10 protein-coding genes and 1 tRNA gene are annotated in these 15,078 nt (G+C 68.7%); 7 read left to right on the top strand and 4 right to left on the bottom strand.

What is annotated here, in order from left to right:
• The first annotated feature begins 7 nt into the window (after positions 1-7).
• Positions 8-2,851: an aminomethyl-transferring glycine dehydrogenase gene (gene gcvP / locus BMX96_RS04680; protein ID WP_091844474.1), complete on the top strand. Its 2,844-nt coding sequence runs from the start codon at positions 8-10 to the stop codon at positions 2,849-2,851.
• A gap of 99 nt (positions 2,852-2,950) precedes the next feature.
• Here gcvP and BMX96_RS04675 read toward each other — a convergent pair whose 3' ends face one another.
• Positions 2,951-4,282: a DUF2254 domain-containing protein gene (locus BMX96_RS04675; RefSeq protein WP_175481658.1), complete on the bottom strand. Its 1,332-nt coding sequence runs from the start codon at positions 4,280-4,282 to the stop codon at positions 2,951-2,953.
• A gap of 68 nt (positions 4,283-4,350) precedes the next feature.
• Here BMX96_RS04675 and BMX96_RS04670 point away from each other — a divergent pair.
• Both BMX96_RS04670 and BMX96_RS04665 read left to right on the top strand, forming a co-directional pair.
• Positions 4,351-4,426, top strand: a tRNA-Ala gene (locus tag BMX96_RS04670).
• Positions 4,427-4,499: 73 nt separating this feature from the next.
• A complete protein-coding gene (locus BMX96_RS04665) occupies positions 4,500-5,543 on the top strand; it encodes a dipeptidase (protein ID WP_091844472.1) in 1,044 nt (347 codons plus the stop codon).
• 34 nt (positions 5,544-5,577) lie between these two features.
• Here the strand turns inward: BMX96_RS04665 and argE are convergent, their stop codons facing one another.
• Together argE and BMX96_RS04655 are read right to left on the bottom strand one after the other, a co-directional pair.
• Positions 5,578-6,735 (bottom strand): acetylornithine deacetylase, encoded by a 1,158-nt coding sequence (gene argE, locus BMX96_RS04660; RefSeq protein ID WP_091844471.1) that lies wholly within the window; start codon positions 6,733-6,735, stop codon positions 5,578-5,580.
• The gene (locus BMX96_RS04655) at positions 6,732-7,913 is read right to left on the bottom strand and encodes a M24 family metallopeptidase (protein ID WP_091844470.1); all 1,182 of its coding nucleotides are present in this window, start codon (positions 7,911-7,913) and stop codon (positions 6,732-6,734) included. Before BMX96_RS04655 ends, argE begins: the two co-directional genes overlap by 4 nt.
• 146 nt (positions 7,914-8,059) lie before the next feature.
• On the opposite strand from BMX96_RS04655, the gene BMX96_RS04650 reads away from it, so the two are divergent.
• Positions 8,060-9,430: an aspartate aminotransferase family protein gene (locus BMX96_RS04650; protein WP_091844826.1), complete on the top strand. Its 1,371-nt coding sequence runs from the start codon at positions 8,060-8,062 to the stop codon at positions 9,428-9,430.
• A 9-nt stretch (positions 9,431-9,439) separates the two neighbouring features.
• Positions 9,440-10,639 carry an oxidoreductase gene (locus tag BMX96_RS04645; protein WP_091844469.1) on the top strand — a complete coding sequence of 400 codons (1,200 nt, stop codon included), beginning with the start codon at positions 9,440-9,442 and terminating at the stop codon, positions 10,637-10,639.
• Between the two features lie 53 nt (positions 10,640-10,692).
• Here the strand turns inward: BMX96_RS04645 and BMX96_RS04640 are convergent, their stop codons facing one another.
• A complete protein-coding gene (locus tag BMX96_RS04640; RefSeq protein ID WP_175481657.1) occupies positions 10,693-11,895 on the bottom strand; it encodes a phospholipase effector Tle1 domain-containing protein in 1,203 nt (400 codons plus the stop codon).
• Positions 11,896-12,232: 337 nt separating this feature from the next.
• Between BMX96_RS04640 and uxaC the strand changes: the two genes are divergently transcribed.
• The gene (gene uxaC / locus BMX96_RS04635; protein WP_091844825.1) at positions 12,233-13,639 is read left to right on the top strand and encodes a glucuronate isomerase; all 1,407 of its coding nucleotides are present in this window, start codon (positions 12,233-12,235) and stop codon (positions 13,637-13,639) included.
• A complete protein-coding gene (locus BMX96_RS04630) occupies positions 13,636-15,060 on the top strand; it encodes a mannitol dehydrogenase family protein (protein WP_091844467.1) in 1,425 nt (474 codons plus the stop codon). The genes uxaC and BMX96_RS04630 overlap by 4 nt, the downstream gene beginning before the upstream one ends.
• The last annotated feature ends 18 nt before the right edge of the window (positions 15,061-15,078 follow it).

Raw genomic sequence — 15,078 nt, 5'->3', positions numbered from 1 at the left:
CACGATCATGCCGTTCCAGCCTACGGATTACGACCCCTATGACTTCGCCAATCGCCGCCATATCGGGCCCTCGCCGTCCGAGATGGACGAGATGCTGGGTCTGCTGGGGGTCGAGACGCTGGATCAGCTGATCGACGAGACCGTTCCCAAGGCCATCCGCCAGTCCGAGCCGCTGTCTGGTGAGCCGCTTTCCGAGCGGGAACTGCTGTGGCACATGCGGCAGGTGGCGAAGAAGAACCAGGTCTACTCGACCATGATCGGGCAGGGCTATCACGGCACGGTCACGCCGCCCGCGATTCAGCGTAACATCCTGGAAAACCCGGCCTGGTACACGGCCTATACGCCCTACCAGCCCGAGATCAGCCAGGGCCGGCTCGAGGCGCTGCTGAACTATCAGACCATGGTCTGCGACCTCACCGGGCTCGACATCGCGAACGCGTCGCTTCTGGACGAGGCCACGGCGGCGGCCGAGGCCGTGACCATGGCGCAGCGCGTTTCGAAATCGAAGGCGAAGGCGGTCTTCGTCGACGGGAACTGCCACCCGCAGAATATCGACGTCATCCGCACCCGCTGCGCCCCGCTGGACATCGAGGTGATCGTCGGTGATCCCGCGGACATGGACGCCGGCGCCGTCTTCGCGGGCGTGTTCCAGTACCCCGGCACCCATGGCGGGCTTACCGATTTCACCGATGTCATCGCGGCGCTGCACGACAAGCAGGGTCTGGGCATCGTCATCGCCGATCCGCTGGCGCTTACCGTGCTGAAAGAGCCGGGCGCCATGGGGGCCGACATCGCCGTGGGCAGCACCCAACGGTTCGGCGTGCCCATGGGCTATGGCGGGCCGCACGCGGCCTACATGGCCTGCAAGGACGCCTACAAGCGCGCCATGCCGGGGCGGATCGTAGGCGTCAGCATCGACGCGCGCGGCAACCAGGCCTTCCGTCTGAGCCTGCAGACGCGCGAGCAGCACATCCGCCGCGAGAAGGCCACGAGCAACGTCTGCACGGCGCAGGCGCTTCTGGCCGTGATGGCGAGCTTCTACGCCGTATTTCACGGCCCCGAAGGCCTTAAGGCCATCGCGCAGCGCATCCACGCCAAGACCGTGCACGTGGCCGAAACCCTGCGCGAGGCCGGGTTCGACGTGCAGCCCGAGGCCTATTTCGACACGATCACGGTCGAGGTCGGCGCGCTGCAGGGGGCCATTTTCGACGAGGCGGCGCGCCAGCGCATCAATCTGCGCCGCGTGGGCAAGACCCGGTTGGGCATCACCTTGGACGAGACCACGCGGCTGGAGACCATCGGCCGCCTTTTCTATTCTTTCGGAATCGATCGCGACCCCACCGTGCCCGACCGTCTGCGCCTGCCGCTGGCCCTGCAACGCGAGAGCGCGTACCTGACCCACCCGGTCTTTCACATGAACCGGGCGGAAACCGAGATGATGCGCTACATGCGGCGCCTGTCGGACCGCGACCTGGCGCTGGACCGCGCGATGATCCCGCTTGGCAGCTGCACCATGAAGCTGAACGCGGCGGTCGAGATGGCGCCGATCACCTGGCCCGAATTCGCCATGCTGCACCCCTTCGCCCCCGCCGACCAGGCCGAGGGTTACGCCGAGATGCTGACCGACCTGTCGAAGCGGCTGTGCGAGATCACGGGTTACGACGCCATGTCGATGCAGCCCAATTCCGGCGCGCAGGGTGAATATGCCGGCCTTCTGACGATCATGCGCTATCACCAGGCCAACGGCGAGGGCCACCGCAAGGTCTGTCTCATCCCGGTGAACGCCCACGGCACGAACCCCGCCAGCGCACAGATGTGCGGGATGAAGGTCGTCGTGGTCAAATGCACCGAGCGCGGCGACGTGGATGTCGAGGATTTCCGCGCCAAGGCCGAGGCGGCGGGCAGCGACCTGGCCGCCTGCATGATCACCTATCCCTCGACCCACGGCGTGTTCGAGGACACGGTGCGCGAAGTCTGCGAGATCACCCACCGCCACGGCGGGCAGGTCTACCTGGACGGCGCGAACCTGAACGCCATGGTGGGCCTGTCGAAACCGGGCGAGATCGGCTCGGACGTGTCCCACCTGAACCTGCACAAGACCTTCTGCATCCCCCACGGCGGCGGGGGCCCCGGCATGGGACCCATCGGCGTGAAGGCGCACCTGGCCGATCATCTGCCGGGCTATGACCTCGAAGGTGCAGGCGCGTCGGGCGCGGTGAGCGCGGCGCCGTTCGGCTCGGCCTCGATCCTGCCGATCAGCTGGGCCTACTGCCTGCTGATGGGCGGCGCGGGCCTGACCCAGGCGACGAAGGTGGCGATCCTGAACGCCAACTACATCGCCCGGCGGCTCGAAGGGGCCTACGACGTGCTCTACCGCGGGCAGAACGGCCGGATCGCCCATGAATGCATCATCGACACCCGGCCCTTCGACAAGTCGGCCCACGTGACCGTGGATGACATCGCCAAGCGCCTGATCGACAACGGCTTCCACGCGCCCACCATGAGCTGGCCGGTGGCCGGCACCCTGATGGTCGAGCCCACGGAGTCCGAGACCAAGGCCGAGCTCGACCGGTTCTGCGATGCCATGCTGTCGATCCGTGACGAGATCCGCGCCATCGAGGATGGCGGCGATGCCGAGAACAACCCGCTGAAACACGCGCCCCACACTGTCGAGGACCTGGTGGGCGACTGGGACCGGCCCTACAGCCGCGAGGAAGGGTGCTATCCGGCGGGCGCGTTCCGCGTCGACAAGTACTGGCCCCCGGTCAACCGCGTGGACAACGTCTATGGCGACCGCAACTTGATCTGCACCTGCCCGCCGCTGGAGGACTACCTGGAGGCGGCGGAGTAGGCGCACCGATCCGGGCGGCGCGCGGGTTTCCGTCCGCGCGCCGTGAGTATTTCCGGACCAGTGATGCAGGGGCGTGGTCCTTCGGGACGCACGCGCGGCCTATATGTCGGCGAAGTGGCTGGCATTGCGTTCCTCGCCCAGGGCCTCGACCACCGACTCCTTGGCGTCGCCGGCGGACGTTGCGGCCATGTGCCGGGCCGGTGCGACCGCGGCGATGCGGTGCATATCCTCGATCATCAGGATGCCGTCGCGGGCGTAGCTGAGCGCGCGGGCCGACAGCGCCATGGCGGCATCGGACACCGACGGATCGCGATGCTTTGCAAGCGTCGCGTAGGCCCGCTGCACCGACAGCTGAACCTCGACGAAGGTGCGCCCGTCGCGGGCGATGGGATCCAGCGTCGCCAGAAGGGTCGTTGCCCGATCCATCGGATGCACGAACACGCGGGGGGCGCTGGGCTCCTCCATCTCGGTCTCTTGCGGATGGGTGGCCATGAGCCTGGCCAGGCGACCGATGACATCGATGGCGGTGCGCGGGTCGTTGATACCGGGCGAGAGCGCGCGCATGGCGATCTCGGACAGTACGATCAGGCCTTGGTTCGCGTCGTTATCGGGCGTGCGGCGGTCACCGATCACCACGGCTGCCGCGAGGGTCGACGCGAGTTCTTCGTCGAGCGTGTCGATCTGGACAAGCCCGAGCGGCGCGCCTTCGTCGACCCAGTCGCCCGGGCCGACCGCCAAGTAAATCGCGGCGCCCCGGTCGCGGGCGATCCGGTCCAGCGCGGCGGTGTCGATATTCTGCACGAACCCGAAGCCCTCGGCGTGGAAGGCCGGCGCGTCCTGGGGAATTTCTGTCTTTCGAATGTCCCGGCCGCCCAGGAACGGCGCGTCGCGGCGGGACTTCAGGCAGGCCCGCGCGCGTTCTTCCACCCGATCGATCGTCGCCTCGACCGATCCAAGCCCCGCCAGGTGGGCCACCCAGCGCAGAACGGCGATCACCACGAAGATGATGACCCCCACGGACACGACATAGATAAAGGGCACGTCGCGGGCCTTGATGAAATCGATATTCAACAGAACGGTCAGCGCGAGCGCGTAGATGAAGGCGCCGATAAAAGTGGCGATCACCGTCTGCGTGCGACTGTCCTCCTGCAGCAGCCGGTGCGCGCGAGGGGTGGCGTTGGCATCGGCGGCCAGGTGTGCGCTGACCATGATCGACAGCGAGAACGTGGTCACCGTCAGCATGGAGTTCGTCAGGATCGACAGCAGCGCGTCCAGCGCCTCGGCCGATACGGACAGCGCACCCGGCAAGGGCAGGGACGGCACCAGCGGCGCCACACCGGCGACGACAACCGCCAGCGCGGACAACAGGGCCGCACGGACCCAGAGGCGGCGGGCGAATTGGCGGAAGGACCAGAGGATTTGCGTGATCATCCGTTGCCAGATAGCGCGCCCTGCGCCGCTTGACACGGCCGGGGACATGAGCCATTCACCGCCGCAGTGGGGCCGTAGCTCAGTTGGGAGAGCGCGTCGTTCGCAATGACGAGGTCGTCGGTTCGATCCCGATCGGCTCCACCAAACTCCCCCTTCGCGCCGGCCCGCATCGACGCCCCTGACCGGGCGAACGAACTCTTTCGACCGGAGCCGAACCATGCGCACCCCCCTGATTTTCGACGGCCACAACGACGTTCTGACGCGGCTTTGGTCCTCGGGCGCAGGCGCGGCGGGCTTCGGGAGCGACGCGGGCGCCATCAACGCACCGGCCGCGCGAAAGGGCGGGTTGGGCGGCGGGTTCTTTGCGCTCTGGGTGCCGTCGCCCCCCGACGGATCCGACAGCGCGGCGGCCATGCGCGAGCAGCGCTATGACCTGCCCCTGCCGGGGCCGGTCGCGCAGGACACCGCCATGGAGGTCGTCACGGCGCAGGCGGCGATCTTCGACGCGCTGGTCGAGGCGGGCGAGCTGGTGGCCTGCCGCACGGTCGAGGACCTGCGCGCCGCGCTGGCGGGCGACGGCGGCCTGGCCGCCATCCTGCACCTCGAGGGGGCCGAGTGCATCGGTCGAGACCTCGCGGAGCTGGATCGGCTGCACGCGCGCGGGTTGCGGTCGCTGGGCCCGGTCTGGTCCAGGCCCACGACCTTCGGACACGGCGTGCCCTTCCGCTTTCCGTCGACCGGAGATACCGGGCCGGGCCTGACCGAGGCGGGCAAGCGGCTGGTCGCGCGGTGCCATGAGCTGGGCGTGTTGGTGGACCTGTCGCACATGACCGAGGCGGGGTTCTGGGACGTGGCGGGGCTGGAACGGCGTCCACTGGTCGCCACCCATTCCAACGCCCACGCCATCTGTCCCAGCGCGCGCAACCTGACGGATCGGCAGCTGGACGCGATCGCCGACAGCGACGGGATGGTGGGGATCAACTTCGGCACAGCCTTCCTGCGCGAGGACGGCAAGCGCACGGCCGAGACCGGACTCGATCCGCTTTTGCGCCATCTCGACCACCTGATCGGGCGTCTGGGCGAGGATCGCGTCGGCTTCGGCTCGGATTACGATGGCACGCTGGTGCCCGAGGCGCTGACCTCGTCGGCCGACCTGCCGGTGCTGCGGGAGGCATTGCGCGGCCACGGGATCGACGATGCGCTGATGCAGAAGCTTTGCCACGAGAACTGGCTGCGCGTGCTGGATCTCTGCTGGCGCTAGGTCGCGGCACGGCTCGACGGGAAAGGGACGCAGCTCAGCGCAGGTGCGCGTCGAGACCGTGCAGCATGGCGAGGCAGGCGGACAGCTGGTCGCGCGCGATGAACTCGTCTGGTTTGTGCGCCTGGGCGATATCGCCGGGACCGCAGACGACGGCGTCCATCCCGATGGACTGGAACAGCCCGGCCTCGGTCCCGAAGGGGACCACGTCGCTGCCGTTCGCGCCGGTCAGGGCCTGGGCGATCTCGGCGGCCGCGTTCGCGCCGCAGGGGGTCAGGCCGACCACTTCGCCGATGGTGCGGGTTTCAATTTTCGAACCTTCGTGCACCGATTTCATGGCCGGAAGCAGGACATCGTTGCAGTAATCCCGCATTTCTCCGGTGGCGAAGGCCTGGTCCTCGGGGTTGACCGGCCGCAGCTCCCAGTCGACCTCGGCATGGTCGGCGATGACGTTATGGGCGATGCCGCCGCGCAGGCCGCCGACCTGGAGCGTGCTGCCCGGCGGATCGAACCGGCTATCGACCGGGGCGCGGGCGGCCAGTTCGCCCCTCAGGTCCAGCAGGCGGGCCACGAAGCGGGCGGCGTATTCGGTGGCCGAGACGCCGAGGCCCGGGTTCGACCCGTGGCCCGCGAGCCCGTGGAAGCTGGTCGTGTACTCGCAGCAGCCCTTGTGGCCGTCGATCACCCGCATCGACGTGGGCTCGCCGATGATGGCGAGGGCCGGGCGGATGTCCCAACCGGACATCTCGGCCACGAGGGCACGCGCGCCAAGGCAGCCGACCTCTTCGTCGTGGGTGAAGCAGAAATGCACCGGGCGCCGCAGCGTGCCCTGGGCGTAAAGCGGCGCGAGCGCCATGCAGGCCGCGATGAAGCCCTTCATGTCGCAACTGCCGCGGGCGTAGAGCAGCCCGTCGGCCTCGGTCAGCGCGAAGGGGTCGGTGGACCACTCCTGCTCGGTGACCGGGACCACGTCGGTATGGCCCGACAGCACGATGCCGCCCGAAATGTCGGGGCCGATGGTGGCGAACAGGTTGGCCTTGGTGCCGCTGTCGTCGGTCATGATCCGGCAGCGCGCGCCGGCGTGGTCCAGCCGGTCGGCGAGGTGGCCGATCATCGCCAGGTTGCTGTCGGACGAGACCGTGGGAAACGCCACGAGGTCGGCCAGGTGCGCCTCGCAGGTGGCGAGGTCGGTCATTTCGCCACCAGGGTCCGCGGCACGTCGGCCAGGCATTCGGCCGGACCTTCCTCGCGGATGACGATGGTCTCGGTGATCTCGAGGCCCCAGTCCTTCATCCACAACGCGGGCATCAGGTGGAAGGACATGCCAGCGCGCAGCGGCGTCAGGTCGGCCTCGCGCAGCGACACGGTGTGCTCGCCCCAGTCGGGCGGATAGCTGAGCCCGACCGCGTAGCCCACGCGCCCCTGCCGGTCGATGCCCGCCTTCGCCAGCTCGGCCTTCAGCGCCACGGCGATGTCGCAGGCCCGGTTGCCGGGGCGCGCGGCGTCGAGCGCGGCCTCGATCCCGCGCTGCACGGCGGCCTCGGCATGGCGCATCTCGGACGGGGGATCGCCCAGGTAGACGGTCCGGCACAGCGGCGCGTGATAGCGGCGATAGCAGCCCGAAATCTCGAAGAACGTCGCCTCGTTCGCCTGGAAGGGGCGTCCGTCCCATGTCAGGTGCGCGGCGGCCGCGTCGGGCCCCGAGGGCAGCAGCGGCACGATGGCCGGGTAGTCGCCCCAGGCGCCCTCGACCCCGATCAGCGCGTCGCGGTAGATGTCGGCCACCAGTTCGTTCTTCGGCAGGCCCACCGCGACCCGGTCCATGATGCCGTCGATCATCTTGGTCGAGATCGCGGCGGCCTTGCGCATGAAGGCCAGCTCCTCGTCCGACTTCACGGTGCGCTGCCAGTTCACGAGGTTCGTCGAATCGACCCAGGCGGCATCGGGCAGGGCGCCGCGCAGCGCGTCCATGGCCGCGGCGGTGAAATAGTAGTTCTCCATCTCGACGCCGATGCGCGCGCCGCCGTATCCCAGATCCGCCAGTATCGCGGCCAGGTGCTGCATCGCGTGCCGCTCGTCCGACTGCACCCAGTCGTCGGAGTAACTCAGCACGCGTTCGTCGGGGATCCAGCAGGTGCGGTGCGCGCCGAAGCTGTCCATGTGCCGGCCCCACCACATCGGGTCGGCCTCGAGCTGGATGATGACCCCCTGGTGGACGTAGAAGGACCAACCGTCATAGCCGGTCAGCCACGCCATGTTGGACGGGTTTGTGACGAACAGCACGTCCACCCCGTCGGCCGCCATCTGCGAGCGCACCAGCGACAGCCGCCGCTGGTATTCCGAGACCGAGAAGGCGGGGGCGTAGTTCGGCATCGGCGGGACCTTTCCTTGGCGCGTTCGGCACAGCGCAAAACCAATCGGGCCCCGCGGTCAAGGGGGCAGGGGTTTCAAGTCGCGTGCCGGGGCGGTAAGCCCTGCCTTGACGCCACATGCACGAAAGGGACCCCGCCATGGATGACATCGGCCGCAACGACCAGCTGGCCCAGTGGGACCGGGATTACTTCATGCACCCCTCGACGCACTTGGCGCAGCACGCGCGGGGCGAGGCGATGGGCCGCGTGATCCGGGGCGCATCCGGCGTCCATATCGAGGATCGCAACGGCAACCGCCTGCTCGACGCGTTCGCGGGGCTCTATTGCGTCAACGTGGGCTACGGCCGGCCCGAGATCGCCGATGCCATCGCCAAGCAGGCGAAGGAGCTCGCCTATTACCACGCCTATGTGGGCCACGGGACCGAGGCCGCGATCACGCTGTCGAAGATGGTGCTGGAGCGCGCGCCCGACCACATGTCGAAGGTCTATTTCGGGCTGTCGGGCTCGGACGCGAACGAGACCAACATCAAGCTGGTCTGGTACTACAACAACATCCTCGGCCGGCCCGAGAAGAAGAAGATCATCTCGCGCTGGCGGGGCTACCACGGCTCGGGCCTGATGACCGGGTCGCTGACCGGGCTGCCGCTGTTCCACGACAAGTTCGACCTGCCGCTGTCGCCGATCCTGCACACCAGCGCGCCCTACTACTACCATCGCGACGACCCCGATCAGAGCGAGGAAGAGTTCTCGGCCCAGTGCGCGGCCGAGCTGGAAGAGCTGATCGCGCGCGAGGGCGCCGACACCATCGCGGCCTTCTGGGCCGAACCGATGCTGGGCACGGGCGGGATCGTGCCGCCGCCGAAAGGCTACTGGGAGGCGATCCAGCCGGTGCTGGAGAAGCACGACATCCTCCTGGTGGCCGACGAGGTCGTGACCGGCTTCGGCCGCCTCGGGTCCATGTTCGGATCCGAGCATTACGGGATGCGGCCCGACCTCATCACCATCGCCAAGGGGCTGACCAGCGCCTACGCGCCGCTGTCGGGGTCGATCGTATCCGACAAAATGTGGAAGGTGCTCGAGCGGGGCACGGACGAGAACGGCCCCATCGGCCACGGTTGGACCTACTCGGCGCACCCGGTGGGCGCGGCCGCGGGGGTGGCGAACCTCCAGCTTCTCGACGATCTGAACCTGATCGAAAACGCCGGCACCGTGGGCGCCTACCTGAACCAGCGCCTGTCCGAGACCTTCGCCGATCATCCCCACGTGGGCGAGGTCCGGGGCGAGGGCATGATCGCCGCTGTCGAGTTCGTCGAGGACCGCGACCGCCGCAAGGCCTTCGATCCGGCGAAGAAGACCTGCGCCAAGGTCGCGACCGAGCTTCTGTCGCAGGGCGTCATCGCGCGGGCCATGCCCGGCGGGGACATCCTGGGCTTCGCGCCGCCCTTCTGCCTGACCCGCGAGAACGTGGACGAGATCGTCGACAAGACCGCCAAGGCGGTGCGCGCGGCGGGCCTTTAAGGCCCGTTCGTGGCCCCGGCGGCCGATCCGCTGTTCGAGCCGCTGGTCCTGCCCTGCGGCGTCTTGCTGAAGAACCGCATCGCCAAGGCGGCCATGTCGGATTCGCTCGGCGACGGGGCGGGGCGGCCCACCTCGGCGCAGGGACGGCTGTACGAACGTTGGGCCGAAGGCGGCGTCGCGCTGTCGATCATCGGCGAAGTGCAGGGCGACCCGTTCGCGGCGGAGAAGCCCGGCAACCTTGTCCTCAATGGCGAGTCCGATCTCGAAGCCTTCGCCGCGCTGGCCCGTCGCGGCAGTGACAACGGCGCGCAGATCTGGCCTCAACTCGGGCACGCGGGGGCCATGGCCCATCCACCCATCGGTCGAGCACGGGGTCCCAGCGCGTTGGACCTGCCCGGATTGCGGGCGGAGGCGCTGTCGGGCGAAGCCATCGCCGCGCTGCCCGGACAATTCGCCGAAACGGCCCGGCTGGCCAGTCGGGCGGGATTTGGTGGCGTACAGGTGCACGCGGCTCACGGGTTCCTGCTGAGCCAGTTCCTTTCGCCCCTCTTCAATCGACGCGAAGATGCCTATGGCGGCCCGATCGGCAACCGGATGCGTCTGCTGCTGGAGGTCGTGCACGCGGTCCGCGCGGCAGTGGGTCCCGATCTTGCGGTGGCCGTGAAGCTCAACGTCACGGATCGGTTGGAGGGCGGGCTCATGCCCGATGAGTCGCTGGAGGTGATCCGCGCGCTCGACACCACGGGGATCGATCTTATCGACCTGAGCGGGGGGACCTATTTTCCCGGCGCCGTCTCGGCCTCGGACAGCGGCGGGTCCGGCCCCTATTTCGTCGATTTCGCTCGCCGTGCCCGACGGGAAACGTCGGTGCCGCTGATGGCCACCGGCGGGTTCAAGACCCGCGCGCAGGCGCGGGATGCTGTCGCCAGCGGCGCGGTCGACATGGTCGGGCTGGCCCGGGCGCTGGTCGTCGCGCCGGAACTGCCGAACCGGTGGCAGGCGGGCAGGGACTTGGAACCTGCCTTTCCGCGCTTCACGGATCCGCCCGAAGGCGGCGTGACCGCGTGGTACACCATGCGCCTGACCGAGATCGGCGAGGATCGCGAAACCGACACGCCCGGCGCGTTGCAGGATGCGATCGACCGCTACGAGGGGCGCGATGCCGCGCGGGTTGCCACCTGGCGCGACCGTTTCGGGGCGCCGGGCTAGGCGCCGCCGGCCACCCGATCGCATTCGGCCTGCGGCGTGCGGCGTGCGGCGCGTCAGGTGATCCGGGTCCCGTCGCCGTCCCGCACAAGGTCCCCGTGCATCGCGACAAGGTGCGTGTGAACCCTTTGCAGGCTGGCGGGGCGATAGGGGCGGAAGCCCTCGGTCTTGGCGTCCGCGATCCAGCGGTCGTGCACCGACGCGTGGACCTCGTCGAGCGCCGAAGGGCCTTCGCGATCCAGCGGGCGCATGCGCATGACCGCGTTCAGGGCGCCGGTCGGGGGCTTCGAGGTATTGCGCAGCGGCCCCATCGGATTCTGCGACGCCTTGATCCGGGCCAATGCCGGCGCGTCGAAGGCCAGCCCGGCCTCCCGCGCACCTTCGATGATCCATTCCAGCCCGATACACGACAGGTCGATGATGTCGCCGCCCCCGCCGACCGACCCGTGGTCGCCCGCGAAGAACTGCTCGAGGTAAGGCGTGCCCGCGCCGCTTTCGGCCTCGGCATTCAACTCGGCGAGGTTGTCCCACCGGGTGGGAGCAAAGGCGCGCCGGCGTTCGTCCAGTGCCACCGCGTGCCGGGCGCTCTGAACCATGCTGGACAGGTTCGCGTCGTGGAACCTGTACTTGCTGGCGGTCCAGCGGCCCAGCACCGCCACCGACGCCGGCACCCCCAGCGCGCCGACCGAGTCCCAGACGCCGAGGTAGCGGATCCGCAGGATCGGCGCGTCCGGCATGCCTTGGGAAAGACGCCACGCATGCTCGGCTTCGGAGGTCACGACCCGCCGGGAGATGCCCGCGCGAAAGGCGTGGCTTTCCTCGGTCGCCGGGTGCGTGGTGTCGTCATCCATCGTGCGATAGCGCGCGACGGCCTTGGGAATCTCGGGCATGGCATCGCGGTCGATGATGCCGGTCGAGCGGATGAATCCCGTCAAGGACCGCGCCGTGTAGGCCCCGCGGGAGAAGCCGAGGATGAAGATCTCGTCGCCCGGCTCGTAGAGGAAGACCAGGTGGCGGTAGGCCTCGACGATGTTGGACATGAGCCCGAGGCCGAAGGCGCCCCCCAGCAGTGAATCCATCTTCCTGAGCCATGGCGTCGGGCCGCGACCGGTGCCGACACCCTGGACGTAGATCGGAACCTGGACGGTCCCGGCCTCATCCTTGAGCCGCATGGCCTGCGAAAACCGGACCACGTTGGTTGGGGTTATGCTGTCGGACCGGTTCCAGGTCCCGTCGCATAGAATGACGATGCGTTTCATCGTGGTTCTCCTGAAAAGTGTTTGCTCAAAAGCGGCGTGTATCGGCCGAAAAATAGTGGCCGCCGCCTCCGTCAGCCTCATCCGATGCGGGGCGCAGATCAACCCGGAATTGATCGACCGTCCCGCCTGTCGCGGCGGGCAGAAGGCCTACCTGGCCCGATCGAGGTGCAATCCCGTCTCGACCCCTCACGTCGAGACAGCGGTTGCGAAGCCGGGACCGCGGGCGCCGCGCGGCTCGCTTGCGGCGCGGGCCGACCGCCGACCGGGCCAGTCGACTTGCCCCAACTGACATGCTAGGTGGACCAGAAGGTTACCAGTGGAGGAAATGCGCGACATCATGCCAGAACTCGATCCAGACCGCCTGTTCCCGGCCGATGCCCGGACCCGCGACATCGCGCGCCAGCTGCATGCGGGCATCGCGGACCGCCCGATCCTCAGCCCCCACGGCCATTGCGACCCGTCCTGGTTCGCCGAGAACGCACCGTTCAGCGACCCGGCGCACCTGTTCGTGGTGCCCGACCACTACATCTTCCGGATGCTGGTGTCGCAGGGTGTGCAGCTGTCGGACCTGGGGGTGCCCCGTGTCGATGGCGGGCCGGTCGAGACCGATCCGCGCAAGATCTGGCGTCGGTTCGCCGCGCATTACCACCTGTTCCGGGGCACGCCCACGCGGCTGTGGATCGACCACGCGCTGTCCCATGTTTTCGGCGTCGACGCGCCGCTCGAACCCGGGACGGCGGACGCGATCTACGAGCAGGTGGATGCCTGCCTGTCGAAGCCCGAATTCCGTCCGCGCGCCCTGTTCGAGCGCTTCAATATCGAGCTTCTGGCGACCACCGACAGCGCGCTGGACGACCTTGCGCAGCACGACCGCATCCGCGAGGCCGGCCTGCCGGGCCGCGTGATCCCGACTTACCGGCCCGACGCGGCGATCGATCCCGAATACGAGGGCTTCGCCGAGAACGTCGCGCAACTGGGCAATCTGACAGGGTGCGATACCGCCTCGTGGGACGGCTATCTCGAGGCGCATCGCAGCCGCCGCGCGTATTTCCGTGCGCGCGGGGCCACCGCCACCGACCACGGCCACCCCACCGCCCGCACCGAGAGCCTGGATGCCGACGCCGCGGCGCGGCTGTTCCGCACCTGCCTGTCCGGCGAGGCCACGGCCGAGGAGGCCGATGCCTTCCGCGGCCAGATGCTGACCGAGATGGCGCGGATGAGCGTCGAGGACGGCATGACGATGCAGATGCACATGGGTTCGCACCGCAACCATTCGGGGCCGATCATGCGCAGCCACGGGCGCGACAAGGGCTTCGATATTCCCCTGCGCACGGATTTCGTGCGGGCGCTGAAGCCGATGCTCGACACCGTCGGGCTTGAGCCGAACCTGCGCATCATCCTGTTCACGCTGGACGAAACCACCCTGTCGCGCGAACTGGCGCCGCTTGCCGGGGTCTACCCGTCGCTGCTGCTGGGACCGCCCTGGTGGTTCTTCGACAGCCCCGAGGGGATCATGCGCTTTCGCCAGCTGACGGGCGAAACGGCGGGCATCTACAACACCGCCGGTTTCAACGACGACACGCGGGCCTTCTGTTCGATCCCGGCCCGCCATGACGTGTCGCGCCGGGTGGACTGCGCCTGGCTGGCCGGACTGGTGGCCGATGGACGGATCGGCATGAACGAGGCAGAGGAAATGGCAGGACAATTGACCACCGATCTCGTGAAGAAGGCCTACGGGCTATGAGCGCGCGCCTGGCCCGCAGCCGCCCCGCCCCCGAAACCGGCATCGTGCATTTCGGCCTGGGTGCCTTCGCCCGCGCCTTTGCCGCGATCTTCGTCGAGCAGGCGATCGAGACGCATGGCGGCGACTGGGGCATCGTCGGCGTCAGCCTGCGCTCGCCCGACACCCGCGACGCCCTGAAGCCGCAGGACTGGACCTATACCGCGGTCGAACTGGGCCCCGACGGCGAGACGCCGCGCCACGTGCAGGTGCTGTCCGACGTGCTCGTCGCCCCCGAGGCGCCCGGGGCCGTGTTCGACGCGCTCGACAAGGCGAACCTGGTGACCCTGACGGTGACCGAGAAGGGCTATTGCCACGTGCCGGCCACCGGAAAGCTGAACCGCGACAATCCGGACATCGTGCAGGACCTGTCCGACCCGGCGCGCCCGGCCTCGGCGCTGGGCTATATCGCCCGCGCGCTGGACGCCCGACGCAAGGCCGGGCGCGCGCCCTTCACGGTGATGAGCTGCGACAACATCCCGTCGAACGGCAACCTGCTGCGCGGGCTTGTCCTGGACCTCGCGGCCGAGATGGACGCCGGGCTGCGCGACTGGATCGCCGAGACCGTCGCTTTCCCCTCGACGATGGTCGACCGGATCGTTCCGGCCACCACCGAGGACGACATCCGGCATATCGAGGGCCTGATCGGCGCCCATGACGCGGCGCCGGTCCGGCACGAGCCGTTCCGGCAGTGGGTGATGGAGGATCGCTTCTGCGCCCCGCGTCCCGATTTCGGATCCGTCGGGGCCGAGCTGGTCGAGGACGTCGCCCCCTACGAGCACATGAAGCTGCGCTGCCTCAACGGAACGCACTCGTCGCTGGCCTACCTGGGCTATCTCGCGGGCGCCGAAACCATGTCGGACACCGTCGCGCGGCCGCCCCTGGCCGCCTATGTCCGCCACCTGTGGGACAACGAGATCACGCCGGTGCTGACCGCGCCGCCGGGCGTCGACCTGTCGAACTACACCGCGTCGCTGTTCGACCGATTCGCCAATCCCGCGATCCATCACCGGACGTGGCAGATCGCCATGGACGGCTCGCTGAAGCTGCCCCAGCGCATCCTGGATAGCGTGCGCGAGAACCTCGACGCGGGCCGCACGCCCGAAGGTCTGTTCCTGGCCATCGCGGCGTGGATGCAGTTCTCGTCGGGCAAGGGGCTCGACGGAGCGCCGATCGAGGTCAAGGACCCGATGGCCGACCGCCTGGCCGCCTGCTGGGACGGGACCACCGACCCGGACGAGATCGTGGGCCGCTACCTGGCGCTGGACGAGATCTTCGACCCGGCCTTCGCGGCGCGGCCCGAAGTGCCCGAGGGTCTGGCCCACGCGCTGCGACATCTGCGGGCCGACGGCGCCGAGGGCGCCGCCGGAGCCGTCGCCGGCTGACGAATCGTCGGCCTGACC

It is taken from the genome of Palleronia pelagia (assembly GCF_900110115.1).
In the GTDB taxonomy this organism is placed as follows: Bacteria; Pseudomonadota; Alphaproteobacteria; order Rhodobacterales; family Rhodobacteraceae; genus Palleronia; species Palleronia pelagia.
This window is presented reverse-complemented; position numbering and strand designations above follow the sequence as displayed.